14 protein-coding genes are annotated in these 14,084 nt (G+C 68.6%); 13 read left to right on the forward strand and 1 reads right to left on the reverse strand.

Annotated elements, in window-relative coordinates:
• Positions 1-32: 32 nt before the first annotated feature.
• Complete coding sequence (locus tag ACT01A_RS12235) at positions 33-413, reverse strand: hypothetical protein (RefSeq protein ID WP_445152533.1); 381 nt, start codon at positions 411-413, stop codon at positions 33-35.
• Between the two features lie 136 nt (positions 414-549).
• On the opposite strand from ACT01A_RS12235, the gene ACT01A_RS12240 reads away from it, so the two are divergent.
• The 13 genes from ACT01A_RS12240 to ACT01A_RS12300 all read left to right on the forward strand — a co-directional run bounded on the left by ACT01A_RS12240 (position 550) and on the right by ACT01A_RS12300 (position 14,083).
• Positions 550-912, forward strand: a complete 363-nt coding sequence (locus ACT01A_RS12240; protein WP_445152534.1) for an NADH-quinone oxidoreductase subunit A — start codon at positions 550-552, stop codon at positions 910-912.
• A gap of 85 nt (positions 913-997) precedes the next feature.
• Positions 998-1,612, forward strand: coding sequence for an NADH-quinone oxidoreductase subunit B (locus tag ACT01A_RS12245; RefSeq protein WP_445152823.1), 615 nt, complete (start codon positions 998-1,000; stop codon positions 1,610-1,612).
• Positions 1,605-2,156 carry an NADH-quinone oxidoreductase subunit C gene (locus tag ACT01A_RS12250; protein WP_445152535.1) on the forward strand — a complete coding sequence of 184 codons (552 nt, stop codon included), beginning with the start codon at positions 1,605-1,607 and terminating at the stop codon, positions 2,154-2,156. Before ACT01A_RS12245 ends, ACT01A_RS12250 begins: the two co-directional genes overlap by 8 nt.
• A complete protein-coding gene (nuoD, locus tag ACT01A_RS12255; protein ID WP_445152536.1) occupies positions 2,153-3,409 on the forward strand; it encodes an NADH dehydrogenase (quinone) subunit D in 1,257 nt (418 codons plus the stop codon). The genes ACT01A_RS12250 and nuoD overlap by 4 nt, the downstream gene beginning before the upstream one ends.
• A 6-nt stretch (positions 3,410-3,415) precedes the next feature.
• Positions 3,416-4,180, forward strand: a complete 765-nt coding sequence (locus ACT01A_RS12260) for an NADH-quinone oxidoreductase subunit NuoE family protein (RefSeq protein ID WP_445152537.1) — start codon at positions 3,416-3,418, stop codon at positions 4,178-4,180.
• Positions 4,177-5,508 (forward strand): NADH-quinone oxidoreductase subunit NuoF, encoded by a 1,332-nt coding sequence (gene nuoF, locus ACT01A_RS12265; RefSeq protein WP_445152538.1) that lies wholly within the window; start codon positions 4,177-4,179, stop codon positions 5,506-5,508. Before ACT01A_RS12260 ends, nuoF begins: the two co-directional genes overlap by 4 nt.
• 9 nt (positions 5,509-5,517) lie before the next feature.
• Positions 5,518-7,983, forward strand: coding sequence for an NADH-quinone oxidoreductase subunit NuoG (nuoG, locus tag ACT01A_RS12270; protein ID WP_445152539.1), 2,466 nt, complete (start codon positions 5,518-5,520; stop codon positions 7,981-7,983).
• 3 nt (positions 7,984-7,986) lie between these two features.
• Positions 7,987-9,009 carry an NADH-quinone oxidoreductase subunit NuoH gene (nuoH, locus tag ACT01A_RS12275; RefSeq protein ID WP_445152540.1) on the forward strand — a complete coding sequence of 341 codons (1,023 nt, stop codon included), beginning with the start codon at positions 7,987-7,989 and terminating at the stop codon, positions 9,007-9,009.
• Positions 9,010-9,549, forward strand: coding sequence for a NuoI/complex I 23 kDa subunit family protein (locus ACT01A_RS12280; protein ID WP_445152541.1), 540 nt, complete (start codon positions 9,010-9,012; stop codon positions 9,547-9,549). It abuts the gene before it with no gap.
• A 2-nt stretch (positions 9,550-9,551) separates the two neighbouring features.
• Complete coding sequence (locus ACT01A_RS12285; RefSeq protein ID WP_445152542.1) at positions 9,552-10,229, forward strand: NADH-quinone oxidoreductase subunit J family protein; 678 nt, start codon at positions 9,552-9,554, stop codon at positions 10,227-10,229.
• Positions 10,230-10,236: 7 nt separating this feature from the next.
• Positions 10,237-10,536, forward strand: coding sequence for an NADH-quinone oxidoreductase subunit NuoK (gene nuoK / locus ACT01A_RS12290; protein WP_445152543.1), 300 nt, complete (start codon positions 10,237-10,239; stop codon positions 10,534-10,536).
• On the forward strand, positions 10,537-12,552 hold the full coding sequence (gene nuoL / locus ACT01A_RS12295) for an NADH-quinone oxidoreductase subunit L (RefSeq protein ID WP_445152544.1): 2,016 nt from the start codon (positions 10,537-10,539) through the stop codon (positions 12,550-12,552).
• Position 12,553: 1 nt separating this feature from the next.
• Positions 12,554-14,083: a complex I subunit 4 family protein gene (locus ACT01A_RS12300; RefSeq protein ID WP_445152545.1), complete on the forward strand. Its 1,530-nt coding sequence runs from the start codon at positions 12,554-12,556 to the stop codon at positions 14,081-14,083.
• Position 14,084: the final 1 nt, after the last annotated feature.

Here is a 14,084-nt window from a genome sequence, read left to right on the forward strand (position 1 = left end):
AAGGCGCGACGTTGCGCGCACGCCCGCACCCGTCAGACGGTCCCCAGCGCGCGCAGCGCCAGAAAGCAGACCACCAGCGCCGCCGCCGACATCACGCCCAGCTCGCGCCGCACGATCTGCAACACGATCGACCGCTGTTGATCCTCGGGCAACCGGCCCACCGCCTGGGCGTTCTCCAGCTCCCGCGCGTCGAGCACCAATTGCGCCGAGGCCAGGCGCAATTGCTCGGCCACGAAGCTCACCGCGACCGGCAACAAGGCGTACAACCAGTACAGCCCGTCGTCGGGATCCAGGCCCCCGATCGCCAGCACGCCGGCGCCGATCGCCTGCACGATCGCCGCGCCCTGACCGACCCGGATCAGCACCCATGCATAGGTATTGGGGTCGACCCGCCACCACAGGATGCCGGACACGATTCCGGCCAGTCCGTTTGAAACCGCCACTAGGACGGCGAGGATGTGCGCAACGTCAGTCATAGGGGTTGCCCGCAAGTGCGGAGCGCCACTTTGTGGCAGCAAGTTACAAGTTGGTGATACAACGGGAGACCGAGTGCTTCGGACGTACCTTCCAGCCATCGTCTTCATCTGCCTCGGGGGCATCGTCGGCGGCCTGTTCATCACCGCCGGTTCGCTCCTCGGGCCCAAGCCGAAGACGCCCACCAAGTACCAGGCAGAGCCCTATGAGTCGGGCATGCCCTCGGAAGTCCAGCAGGGGTTCCGCTTCGGGATCAGCTTCTACCTGATCGCGATGTTGTTCATCTTGTTCGACATCGAGGTCGTGTTCCTCTACCCGATCGCCGTGCAGCTGCGGGCCTTTGGGACGTTCGCCCTGATCGAGACCGCAGTCTTCATCGGCCTCCTGGTCGTCGCGTTCGTATATGTGTGGCGACGCGGCGCGCTCGAGTGGCGCTAGAACGGAGAAGGCCATGGAGATCGTAAAGCGGGAGAAGGCAGGCACACCGGAGGACTTCCGAGTCCGCCAGCTGCGCGCGCAGCAGATGCTGCGCGGCGACATCGAGGGCGACGACCTCGAGCAGTACGTCCAGGAGCGCGTCATCACCACGACGCTGGACCGCGCCGCCAACTGGGCGCGCGGCAACTCGCTCTTCCCTGCGACGTTCGGCCTGGCCTGTTGCGCGATCGAGATGATGTCCGTGGTCGGCGCTCGCCTCGACATCGCCCGCTTCGGCTTTGAGGCCTTCCGCGCCTCGCCGCGCCAGGCTGACCTCCTGATCCTGTCGGGCCGCATCTCCATCAAGATGGCCCCGGTCGTCCGCCGCATCTACGACCAGATGCTGGATCCCAAGTACGCCATCGCCATGGGCGCGTGCTCCAGCTCGATGGGCGTCTTCAACAACTACGCCATCGTCCCGGCCGACAAGTTCCTCCCGGTCGACGTCCACGTCCCGGGCTGCCCGCCGCGCCCCGAGGCCCTGATGCACGGGATCCTCAAGCTGCGCTCGATGGTCCACAGCGACCCGACGATGGGCTGGCGCGAGCGCTACGGCGCCGAGAACACGGTCGAGGTCCTCCCCGATGAGGGCGAGCGCCTGCGCGCCGAACACGCCGCCGCGGTCAACGCGACCGACGCCGAGGGCTTCCCCGGTGCCTGACGCCCCCGGCACCGAGCTGCTGGCCCAGGACCTCCGCGAGGCGCACGGCGACGACGCCATCGCCGGCACCGAGTTCTTCCGCGACAAGGGCTCGATCCTGATCGCGCCGACCGCGATCGGCGACGTCCTGGAGACGCTGCGCGCCAAGGGCTTCAAGCACCTCATGTCAGTCCACGGGGTCGACTACTACCCCGAGGAGCCGCGCCTCGGCGTGCACTACGAGCTGCTCGACCGCGACGCGCTGGACCGCCTGTCGATCAAGCTGCGCGTCCCGCTCGACGCACCGAACGTGCCGTCGGTGACGCCCGCCTGGCCGACCGCCAACCACCAGGAGCGCGAGGTCTACGACATGTTCGGCGTCGTCTTCGACGGCCACCCGGACCTGCGCCGCATCCTCATGCCCGAGGACTACGAGGGCCACCCGCAACGCCGCGACTTCCCGCTCGGCGGCGAGCCCGTCCTGTTCACGGCGGCGGAGACCGCCGGCAAGGACTACACCATCGGCGCCGACCAGCCCAGCGGGTCGGAGAAGGCCAAGCGATGACCGACGTCACGACCGCCGACTACCGCTCCGGCGAAGAGCGCATCGACGTCACCCAGCGCGTCCAGGCGCTGCCGGCGCCCGCGCCCGACCAGGAGCTGTTGACCCTCAACATGGGTCCGCACCACCCCGCCACGCACGGGGTGCTGCGCCTGCTCGTCACGCTCGAAGCCGAGGTCGTCCGCGATCTCAAGCCGATCATCGGCTACGTCCACACGGGCATCGAGAAGACGGTCGAGGACAAGTCCTACTGGAAGGGCATCCCCGTCATCGAGCGGATGGACTACCTGGCGTACTACTTCAACGCCATGGCCTTCTGCGGTGCGACCGAGACGCTGCTGGAGATCGAGGTCCCCAAGCGCGCCCAGTACCTCCGTGTCATCCACATGGAGCTCAACCGGATCATGTCGCACTTGGTCTGGCTCGGCACGTCGATGCTGGACCTCGGCGCGGTCACCGTCTGGTGGTACTGCTTCCGCGAGCGCGAGACGATCCTCGACCTCTTCGAGTACAGCTCCGGCCAGCGCATGCACACGCGCTACTTCCAGGTCGGCGGCGTGATGGAAGACATCCCCGCCGGCTGGGAGAAGAAGCTCCGCGAGTTCATCAAGATCATGCCGGAGGCGATCGACCAGTACCTCGATCTCCTCAACCGCAACGAGATCGCGCTGCGCCGCATGTACGGCACGTGCCCGCTGGACGCCGCGACGCTCGAGAGCCTCGGCGTCACCGGCCCGCTGCTGCGCGCCGCCGGCAACCCGTGGGACTTGCGCAAGGCAATGCCCTACTCCTCTTACGAGGACTTCGACTTCAAGATCCCGGTCGGCTCCCGCGGCGACAACTACGACCGCTTCGGCGTGCGCATGCAGGAGATGAAGGAGTCGGTGAAGATCATCGAGCAGGCGCTCGACGGCCTTCCCGAGGGCCCGGTCATCACCGACGACCGCAAGGTCGCGCTCCCGCCGCGCCACGAGCTGGCGACGTCGATGGAGGCATTGATCCATCACTTCAAGCTGGTGACCGAGGGCTTCCGCGTCCCGCCGGGCGAGGTCTACTTCCCGATCGAGGGCCCGCGCGGCGAGTACGGCGTGTTCATGCGCTCCGACGGATCCTCCAAGCCGGCGCGCGTGCACATGCGCGACCCCTCCTTCGTCAACCTCCAGGCCACGCTCCCGATGGTCAAGGACGCCTACATCGCCGACCTCATCACGACGCTGGCGATGATGGATCCCGTCCTCGGCGGGGTGGATCGGTAGGCATACATGTCGCTTCCTGACGTCAAGCGCTTCAGCCACGGCTCCCGCGTCCCCGGCTGGGACGATTCGGTCGACCTCACCAAGGACCCGCAGGAGGTCCCGGACCCGGCGACCACGCCGGTGCCCGCGGAGCTGCGCGCCGAGATCGAGCGCCACATCGCCAAGTACCCGGACCGCCGCTCGGCCGCCATCCCGGCGCTGGCGGCCGCCCAGGAGCTGCACGGCTGGTGCTCGCCGGAAGCCTTCCGCCAGGTCGCGTGCGTGATGCGCCTGACGCCGGCCTACCTCGTCGCCGTCGCGTCGTTCTACGACATGCTCGACACGCAGCCCGTCGGCCGCAAGCGCGTCTACGTCTGCACCAACATCTCGTGCTCGCTGCGCGGCGGCCGCAAGCTGCTGGCGGAGCTGAACGACGCGATCGGCGACGATCCGGACGTCCAGGTGCGCGGCTTCGAGTGCCTCGGCGCGTGCGACATCGCGCCGATGGTCTCGGTCGACGGCGTCTTCGTCGGCCCGGTCGACGCGGACGAGATCCAGGAGCTGGCGCGCCAGGTGCGCGACGGCGAGGACCCGCTCCCGGCCAAGCAGCTGATCAAGCGCCCCTCGGCCGATCCGAACGCCAACACCCAGACCTGGGACCGGCCGGGCACGGACTTCGACACGGTCGAGTCCGAGATCGACCGCCCCGCTCCCGGCAACTCGCCGCTGCCGGCCGAGCCTTCCTCCTTCGGCCCGCCCATGGGCCAGCCCGATCCCGAGGAGAACGCATGAGCGCCACCGCTCCGCAGCAGCCGCTCATCTTCGACAACATCGACGAGCCCGGCCTCCACACGATCGACGTCTACCGTCGGCGCGGCGGCTACGGCGATCGCCTGCGCAACGCCCTCAACTTGCCGCCCGAGGCGCTGGTCGAGGAGCTGAAGGCGTCCGGCCTGCGCGGCCGCGGCGGCGCCGGCTTCTCGATGGGCATGAAGGCGTCCTTCATGCCCAAGGGCACGATGGACAAGTACCTGGTCTGCAACGCGGACGAGTCCGAGCCCGGGACCTTCAAGGACCGCGAGCTCATGCAGAAGATCCCGCACCTGCTGATCGAGGGCATGATCATCGCCGCCCACGCGGCAGGCGCGAACCGGGCCTTCATCTTCATCCGCGGCGAGTACGTCCAGCAGGCAGACATCCTCGACGCCGCGCTGGTCGAGGCCTACGAGGCCGGCTTCCTGGGCGAGAACATCCTCGGCACGGGCCACAGCCTCAGCCTCGCGGTCCACCGCGGTGCGGGCGCCTACATCTGCGGTGAGGAGACCGGCCTCCTCGACAGCCTCGAGGGCAAGCGCGGCAACCCGCGCCTCAAGCCGCCGTTCCCGGCCAACCAGGGCCTCTACCAGGGCCCGACGCTGATCAACAACGTCGAGACGCTGGCGACCGTGCCGCTGATCGTCGAGATGGGCGGCGCCAAGTACGCCGAGATCGGCGCCGAAGGCTCGACCGGCACGAAGCTGATCTCGATCTCGGGCAACGTCCAGCGCCCGGGCAACTACGAGATCGAGCTGGGGATGTCGTCCCGCGACATCATCTACGGCCTGGCCGGCGGTCCCGACGAGGGCCGCGAGATCAAGCTGTGGTTCCCGGGCGGCTCGTCGTCGCCGGTGCTGACGGCCGACGACCTCGACCTCCCCTACGACTTCAACTCGCTGGCCAAGGCCGGCTCGATGCTCGGCTCCGGCGCGATCATCATCGTCGACGACTCCAACTCGGTCGTGGACGTCTGCCTCTGGCTGGCGGAGTTCTACCGCCACGAGTCCTGCGGCAAGTGCACGCCCTGTCGCGAGGGCACCAACTGGACCGTGAAGATGCTCGAGCGCATCCAGTCCGGGCTCGCCACGCCGATGGACCTCGACATCATGGCCTCGGTCCAGGAGCAGATCATCGGCAACTGCCTGTGCGTGCTCGGCGACGCGATGGCGATGCCGGTCGGCTCGATGGTCAAGAAGTTCCGCGACGAGTTCGAGGCCCACATCGAGGCCGCGCGCGCCGCCAACCAGTTCACCGGCGACGAGGACGCCCCGGAGCTCGCGCTCCTACAAGGCGCAGTCGCCTAGAAGGCCCTTATGCCCCGCCCTGAGATCAAGCAGGTCACGTTCTCCATCGACGGCCGCGAAGTCACCGCGCCGGAGAACATCATGTTGGTCGACGGCGCCAAGTACGGCGACGTCGAGATCCCCGTCTTCTGTTACGAGCCCAAGCTCGGCCAGCCCGTCGGCGCGTGCCGCATGTGCCTGGTGGAGATCGAGGGCATCCCGAAGCTTCAGACCGCGTGCTCGACGCCGGTCAAGGACGGCATGGTCGTCCACACCCAGACCGAGCGCGTGAAGGTCGCCCAGCAGGCGGTCGTCGAGTTCCTGCTGATCAACCACCCGCTCGACTGCCCGGTCTGCGACAAGGGCGGCGAGTGCCCGCTGCAGGACATCTCCTTCGGCTGGGGCGGCGGCCGCTCGCGCTTCATCGAGCCCAAGCGCCACTTCGAGAAGCCGATCGCGCTGTCGCCGCTGATCGCCATCGACCGCGAGCGCTGCATCCTCTGCTACCGCTGCGTGCGCTTCTCCCAGGAGCTCAGCGAGGACTACCAGCTGGTCTTCCAGGAGCGCGGCGCGCACACGTTCGTCGGCACCTTCGACGGCCACCCCTACGTGGCGCCGTTCAGCGGCAACATCACCGAGCTCTGCCCCGTGGGCGCGCTGACCTCGCAGCCCTACCGCTTCCGCGCCCGCCCGTGGGACATCGAGGGCGCCGGCGGCGTCTGCACCCTCTGCCCCGGCCAGTGCAACGTCACCTTCACGGTCCGCGACGAGCGCGTCCTGCGCGTCCTCTCGCGTGACCACGAGGAGGTCGACGACGGCTGGCTTTGTGACCGCGGCCGGTTCTCCTACCAGGCGATCCACGTCGACGAGCGCATCACCACGCCGCTGATCCGCGACGGCGGCGAGCTGCGTCCCGCCACCTGGGAGCGCGCGCTGGACGAGGCTGCTGCGGCCCTGAAGCGCGCGGGCGGCAACGTCGGCGTCCTGGCCGGTGGCGGCACCTCCAACGAGGAGGGCTTCCTCGCCCAGAAGCTGGCGCGTGAGACGCTCGGCACCAACGACATCGACTCGCGCGTGTACGACGCGAGCGGCCGCGAGGCGACGCTGGCGCTGAACGACCCGGCGCTTCAGGCGACGGTCTCCGACCTGGAGTTCGCCCACACCGTCCTGGTCCTCGGCGTCGAGCCGGTCGACGACATGCCGATCGTCGACCTGCGCCTGCGCAAGGGCGTCCGCCGTCGCCGCGTGAACCTGGCGATCGCCACGTCGCGCCCGTCGTCGCTGGACGCCAACGCCAAGCAGGTCGTCCGCTTCGCCCCCGGCGACGAGTCGCGCGCCGCCGCGCTGCTGGCCGACGCGCTGAAGCCCGGCGCCGACGTGCCCGAGCAGCTCGCCGAGGTCGTCGCGCAGCTGCGCGACGGCGGCGAGGATGTCGTCATCGTCTACGGCGAGAAGGTCCTGGCCGATCCTGCCGGCGCCGCCGCACTGGTCTCGCTCGCCGACACGCTGAACCTGCGCGGCCGCGCGGGCGTCGGCCTCTTCGGCGTCCCCTCCTCCTCCAACGCGCGCGGCCTGCGCGAGGCGGGCGTCGTCCCGTTCGCGGGCCCCGGCCTGAGCGCCGGCCCCGCCGGCCGCTCCACGAACGAGATCGCCCAGGCCGCCGCCGACGGCGAGATCTCGGCGCTGTGGCTGCTGGGCGTCGACCCGCTGGAGACCCACCCGCAGCGCGCGCTGTGGGACGCGGGCCTGGAGCGCGCCTCGACGGTCATCGCCCACGCCGGCTACCTGACCGCGGGCATCATCGAGCACGCCACGATCGTCTTCCCGGCCGAGTCCCACGCCGAGCACGAGGGCACGATCACCCACACCGACGGCCGCGTGCAGCGCCTGCGCCAGGCGATCAGCCGCGTCGGTGACGTGCGCGCCGGCTGGTGGGTCCTCGCCGAGCTGTCTGCCCGTCTGGGCGGCGACATCCGCGCGCTCACCGGCCCGCAGGTCAGCCAGCAGCTCTTCGCGGCGGTCCCGTTCTACAACGGGCTGACGCTGGACCTGATCGGCGGCAAGGGCATCCGCTGGGTGCTCGACGAGAGCGCCGCTGCCGCGTGGCCGACCGCTGACGCCCCCGCCTACTCCACGCCCGAGGCCGGTCCGGGGGTGGGTGGGACCGATTCCCGCCTGCGCCTGGGCACCTACCGCTCCGTGTGGTCGGGCCCCGAGGTCGCCAACTCCCCGGCGCTCCAGTTCTTGAAGGCCAACCGCGCACGGGTGGAGCTGTCGCCCACCGACGCGCAGCGCCTCGGTCTCTTCGACGGTGACAAGGTCGCCGTCGGCGGCGACAGCGGCTCGGTGCAGGCCACCGTCTCCCTGCGCGCGGCGATCCCCGCCGGCAGCGCGTTCCTCGAGAGCAACGCCGTCGACGGCCCGCTCGTCGAGATCCGCAAGTCCTCCGGCTCGCTGGAGCCGCCCGCGGCTGAAGCCGCCGCCCTCAACTCCTGAGCCATGATCCTCGCGAACACCCTCTACTACGAGCCGTGGTGGATGCAGATCGCCAAGGCGGTCGTCATCTTCCTCGTCGGCCTGCAGATCGTCCCCGTCGCCCTCATGGCGGACCGCAAGGTCATGGGCCGGATGCAGAACCGCTACGGCCCCAACCGCGTCGGCCCGTTCGGCGCGATGACCCCGATCGCCGACATCGGCAAGCTGCTGTTCAAGCAGCAGTTCCGCCCGAAGACGTCGATCGGCTGGATGTTCGCGCTGGCGCCGCTGATCTCGATCGTGACCGCGGTCGCCGCGCTGGCGATCGTCCCGTTCGGTGACGTCCAGGACATCTTCGGGACCAAGACCGGCCTGTACGGCGTCGACGCCTCGATCGGGCCGCTGTTCCTGTTCGCCTTCGGCTCGATCGCGTTCTACGGGATCATGCTCGGCGGCTGGTCCTCGGGCTCGAAGTACTCGTTCTTGGGCGCGATGCGCGCCGCGGCGCAGCTGATCTCTTACGAGGTCTCCCAGGGCCTGGCGCTGGTGGGCGTGGTCATGACCGCCCAGTCGCTGTCGCTGGTCGACATCGTCAAGGCCCAGGAGGGGATGTGGTACATCGTCCCCCAGTTCGTCGGGTTCATCATCTTCTTGATCGCGTCGTTCGCGGAGACCAACCGTCCCCCGTTCGACCTGGTGGAGGCTGACGGCGAGCTCGTCGGCGGCTACAACACCGAGTACGGCGGCGGCAAGTTCGCCACGTACTACTTCGCCGAGTACCTCAACATGGTCGTGGCCAGCTTCATCATGGTCACGGTCTTCTTCGGCGGCTGGTGGCTGCCGTTCGGGATCAACCCGCCCGGCTGGGTCGACCCGATCATCGTCATCGGCAAGTCGTTCTTCTTCATCTTCTTCTTCGTCTGGGCCCGCGCGACGTTCCCGCGCCTGCGCTACGACCAGCTCATGTCGCTGGGCTGGAAGATCCTCCTGCCCCTGGCGACCATCAACGCCCTTGTGACCGCGATCATCGTGGTGGTGACCGACTAGATGTCCCCTTGGCCTCCCGCCGATGACGAGCTGATCGTCGTCGAAGGACCGAAGTCCTTCGGCGGCCCCGGCTCGTTCTACCGCGCGTTCGGCGAGACCCTGCGCGGTCTGAAGACCACGCTGCGCCAGTCCGTGGCGCCGGTCTCGGTGATCTCCTACCCCGAAGAGAAGATCCCGGTCTACCCGCGCTTCCGCGGCCGGCATCGCCTGCACAAGTTCGAGGACACCGGCCTGGAGAAGTGCGTCGGCTGCTCGCTGTGCGCCGCCGCCTGCCCGTCGGACTGCATCCGCGTCGTCGCCGCCGAGAACACGCCGGACAACCGCGTGTCGGCCGGCGAGCGCTACGCGGCGGTCTACGAGATCAACCTCAGCCGCTGCATCTTCTGCGGCTACTGCGAGGTCGCGTGCCCGTTTGACGCGATCACGATGGGCAACGACTTCGAGATGAGCGACTACTCGCGCTCCGACCTCATCTTCACCAAGGAGATGCTGCTGGCGGAGCCGTTCGAGCGCTCGCCGCTGCGAGGCGAGGGCGAGTAGCCATGGCTGCCGTCTTCTTCTTCATCGCGGGCATCGGCGCGATCGCGGGCGCGATCGGCGTCGCCTCGGTGAAGAACCCCTTCTACGCGGTGCTGGCGCTGGTCTTCCACCTGCTGTCGCTGGCGGCGCTCTTCCTGCTGCTGCGCGCGGAGTTCATCGCCGCCGCCCAGGTCGTCGTCTACGCGGGCGCTGTCATGGTGCTCTACGTGTTCGTGGTGGCCTACGTCGGCACCGACGCCGAGCCCGTCCGCCCCGCCGGCGGCCCGGGCCTGCGCGTCGCGTCGATCGTCTTCGCCGCGCTGCTGGCCGTCGAGCTGCTGATCGCCGTCCTGGGCTCCGGCCTGAAGGCGATCGACGGGCGCGGCGCCGAGTACAGCCCCGGCTTCGGCTCGCCGGCCGCGATCGGCGAGCTGCTGCTGACCCGCTTCCTGTTCCCCTTCGAGGCGGCCTCCTTCCTGCTGCTGATGGCCGCCGTCGGCGCCGTCGTGCTGGCCCGCCGCCGCGGCGGCCTGGAAGGCGCCGACGAGGAGTTCGTCGCGCCGATCGTCGACCACCTGCCCCCCGGGCAGTTCGGCACGATCGCCGAGGGCGTGGGCGACACGAACCCGACGGCCACCTTCCAGCACGCCGCGATCACCGCGGCTGCCGAGGCCGACCCCGACGACGAGAAGGGCTGGTAGCCACCTCATGGACATCGGCTGGTACCTCACCGTCTCCGCCTTGGTCTTCAGCATCGGCGCGGCCGGCGTGCTCACGCGCCGCAGCCCGCTGGTCATCCTCCTTTGCCTGGAGCTGATGCTCAACGCCTCCAACCTGGCCCTGATCGCCTTCTCCCGCATGTGGGGCAACGGCGACGGCCAGGTGTTCGCGATCATCGTCATGGTGGTCGCCGCGTGCGAGGTCTGCATCGGCCTGGGCCTGGTGGTGGCGCTGTTCCGCCGTCGCCTGCCGATTGACGTCGACGAGTTGCGGGAGCTGCACGGGTAGATGAGTCCGACCACCGCCGCCTGGCTGGCGCTGGCGTTCCCCCTTGGGGGCGCCATCGTCAACGGCCTGGGCTACAAGGTCTTCAAGAACAAGACCTCGGGAGTCATCGGCACCGCCGCGCTCGCGGGCGCGTTCGTCTTCGCGGTCATCGCGTTCCTGTCGTTGCAGGGCCGCGAGGCTGAGCATCGCCAGCTCGTCTCCTCGCTGTACGACTACGCCAAGGTCGGGTCGATCGACGCGCAGCTGTCGATCCTCGTGGATCCGCTGAGCATCCTGATGATGCTGGTCGTCTCCGGCGTCTCGATGCTGATCCACGTCTACTCGTTCGCCTACATGAGCGGGGACCGGGGCTACACGCGCTTCTTCGCCTACCTCAACTTCTTCGTCTTCTCGATGCTGTTGCTGGTCCTGGCGGCGAACTTCCTGCTGCTGATCGTCGGCTGGGCGTTCGTGGGCGCGGCGTCCTACCTGCTGATCTCGTTCTGGTACCGCCGCCAAACAGCGACCAGCGCGGGCATCAAGGCGTTCGTCATCAACCACGTCGGCGACATCGGCCTGACGCTGGGCGCCTTCTTCATCCTCAAGCACTCGGGCACGCTGGACTTCCTCGGCACCTTCGAGCAGGCCAAGGAGCTCGGCGAGCAGCACCACGGCGATCTGACCGCGGGCCTGATCCTGCTGCTGATCGGCGCGTTTGCGAAGTCCGCGCAGATCCCGTTCCACACGTGGTTGCCGGACGCGATGGAGGGCCCGACCCCGGTCTCCGCGCTGATCCACGCCGCGACGATGGTCACCGCGGGTGTCTACCTGATCGCCCGCATGCACCCGCTGATCGAGCAGTCGGCCGCCGCGGCCGACGTCGGGATGATCATCGGCGTCATCACGCTGTTCGTCGCCGCGACGATCGGCATGGTCGTCACCGACCTCAAGCGCGTCATCGCGTACTCCACCATGTCGCAGATCGGCTACATGGTCATGGCGGTCAGCTCCGGCGCCTACGTCGCCGGCCTGTTTCACCTGATGACGCACGCGTTCTTCAAGGCGCTGCTGTTCATGAGCGCCGGCTCGGTCATCTCCGCGATGGGTGGCGAGCAGAACCTCAACAAGATGCGTGGCTTCAAGAAGGCCATGCCCTTCACCTACGGCTGCTTCATCATCGGCGGCCTCGCGCTCGCCGGCGTGCCGCCGTTCTCAGGGTTCTTCTCCAAGGACGAGATCCTGCTGATCCAGGCCGAGGACGGCGGCTGGCACTGGGTGCTCTACGTCGTCGGCTACCTCACCGCGCTGATGACCGCCTTCTACACCTGGCGGATGATCTTCCGGGCGTTCTGGGGCGAGCCCAACGAGCAGGCCCAGACGCTGATCGACACCGGCCACGTCTGGCATGCGCACGAGCCGACCAACCCCGCCAACGGCGAGGTCGAGGACACCGACGTCGGCTTCCCGGGCCCCGAGCACCACATCGCCGAGCAGGCGCTCCCGATGCGGATCGCGATGGGCACGCTGGCGGTGCTGGCGACGGTCGGCGGGGTCGTGCTGATCCCGCACGTGACGACCTGGCTGGACACGTTCCTGGAGCCGACGTTCGAGGACTCCACGATCGTCCACCACGCCTCCGACGGCAAGCTCGTGCTCGGCCTCGTGCTCGGCGCGGCGCTCGGCCTGCTGGGCATCTTCATCGCCTACGCCATCTACGGCAAGGCGGAGGGCGAGGTCGCGCAGAAGTGGCAGGCGCGCCTGCCGTTCCTGCAGAAGCTGTTCGTCAACAAGTGGTACTTCGACGAGTTGATCGACATCGTGATCGTCCGCCCGTTCGGCTGGTTTGGCCGCTTCGGCCAGCAGACCTTCGAGCGCATCTTCGTCAACGGCGCGCTGATCGGGGGCACCTCCGGCATCGTCCGCGCGGGCTCGGCGGCGGTGCGTGCGCTGCAATCCGGCTTCCTGCGCGCCTACGCGGCGCTGCTGATCGTCGGCGCCGGCCTCGTGATCCTGTACTTCCTGATCCAGTCCTCGTGACGTGAGCCTTCCTCTCTCCATCCCCCTCTGGCTGCCCGCCGCCGCGGCGTTCCTCGGGCTGTTCCTGCCCGGTGCGCTGTCGCGCGTGCTGACGATCCTCGGCGCCACGGGCACCTTCGCCTGGGCGATCTGGGCGATCGCGGACTTCGACCGCGGCTCCGGCAAGCTGCAGGACCTGACCGACGAGGTCTGGATCAAGCAGCTCGGCATCCACTACAAGCTGGGCATCGACGGGCTCAACCTGTTCCTGATCGGGTTGGCCGCGTTCATCTTCCTGATCTGCCTCGTCTGGGCGGCGTTCAAGGAGTGGGAGCACGCCAACCAGTTCTTCTTCTTCTTCGGCCTGGCCGAGTCGGCCGTGCTCGGCGCGCTGATGGCGCAGGACCTCGCGCTGTTCGTGTTGTTCTTTGACCTGATGCTGCTGCCGTTCCTGTTCCTCACCGGAATCTGGGGCCCAGCCGCCACGCGCGTTCCGGCGATCACCAAGCTGTTCATCTACACCTTGGTCGGCTCGCTGCTGATGCTGGCCGCGGCGATCGCCACCGGCGTGCTGGCCTCCAACCAGGCCGGGACCGACCTGAGCTTCGCCTTCAGCGACCTGGCCAAGACCGCCCCGGCACTGGGCAAGGGCACGCAGGAGTGGATCTTCCTCTGCTTCGCGGCCGCCTTCTGGGTCAAGATGCCGGCCTTCCCGGTCCACGGCTGGATGCCCGACGGCTACAAGAACATGCCGCTGCCGGTGCTGGCGGTGTTCTCCGCGGTGCTGTCGAAGGTCGCCGCCTACGGCTTCCTGCGCGCAGTGCTGCCGCTCTTCCCGGACGCCGCCGCACACTTCCAGGACCTGATGCTGGTGCTGGCGCTCGGATCGATCCTGTACGGGTCGGCGATGGCGTTTACGACGACCGACTCGCGCCTGGTGCTCGGGTACTCGTCGATCGCGCAGCTCGGCTTCATCACGCTCGGCGTCTTCTCGCTCTCCGACGACGGCGCCAACGGCGCGATCCTGCAGTCGGTCAACCACGGCCTGGTCGTCGCTCCGGCGTTCATCATCGTCAGCTACCTCGGCCAGCGCGCCGGCGGTTCTGAGGACCTGCGCGACATGGGCGGCATCGCGTTCCGCGCGCCCGTGCTCGCCACGCTCTTCCTGATCGTCGCGTTCGCGAACCTGGCGATGCCAGGCTCGTCGAACTTCGTCGGCGAGTTCCTGATCCTGCTCGGCGTGTTCCACTCCAAGTTGGTCATCGCCTCGATCGCCTTCGTCGGCGTCGGCATGGCCGCCGTGTACTCGCTGCGGCTGTTCATCCGCGCGATGCACAACCGCGTCGGGCCGGAGGTCGAGTCGCGCGACATCAGCTTCCGCGAGGGCATCGTGCTGGTCCCGTGCGTGCTCGTGATCCTGTTCTTCGCCCTCTATCCGCAGCTGGCGCTGCACAAGGGCGAAAAGGCGATCACCCAGTCGGTGGCTCCCGCGGCCGTCGCGACCGGCGACCCCGCCCTCGCCAACCTCCCCGACATCAAGGTCATCAAGTAGC

The organism is Baekduia sp. Peel2402 (assembly GCF_052567285.1).

Excerpts from the sequence above, each read along its gene's own strand:
- ACT01A_RS12245 (WP_445152823.1), top strand. The coding sequence starts at position 998 with ATGCTGCGCGGCGACATCGAGGGCGACGACCTCGAGCAGTACGTCCAG.
- nuoG (WP_445152539.1), top strand. The coding sequence starts at position 5,518 with ATGCCCCGCCCTGAGATCAAGCAGGTCACGTTCTCCATCGACGGCCGC.
- nuoL (WP_445152544.1), top strand. The coding sequence starts at position 10,537 with ATGAGTCCGACCACCGCCGCCTGGCTGGCGCTGGCGTTCCCCCTTGGG.
- ACT01A_RS12280 (WP_445152541.1), top strand. The coding sequence starts at position 9,010 with ATGTCCCCTTGGCCTCCCGCCGATGACGAGCTGATCGTCGTCGAAGGA.
- nuoK (WP_445152543.1), top strand. The coding sequence starts at position 10,237 with ATGGACATCGGCTGGTACCTCACCGTCTCCGCCTTGGTCTTCAGCATC.
- ACT01A_RS12260 (WP_445152537.1), top strand. The coding sequence starts at position 3,416 with ATGTCGCTTCCTGACGTCAAGCGCTTCAGCCACGGCTCCCGCGTCCCC.
- ACT01A_RS12285 (WP_445152542.1), top strand. The coding sequence starts at position 9,552 with ATGGCTGCCGTCTTCTTCTTCATCGCGGGCATCGGCGCGATCGCGGGC.
- nuoF (WP_445152538.1), top strand. The coding sequence starts at position 4,177 with ATGAGCGCCACCGCTCCGCAGCAGCCGCTCATCTTCGACAACATCGAC.
- nuoD (WP_445152536.1), top strand. The coding sequence starts at position 2,153 with ATGACCGACGTCACGACCGCCGACTACCGCTCCGGCGAAGAGCGCATC.
- nuoH (WP_445152540.1), top strand. The coding sequence starts at position 7,987 with ATGATCCTCGCGAACACCCTCTACTACGAGCCGTGGTGGATGCAGATC.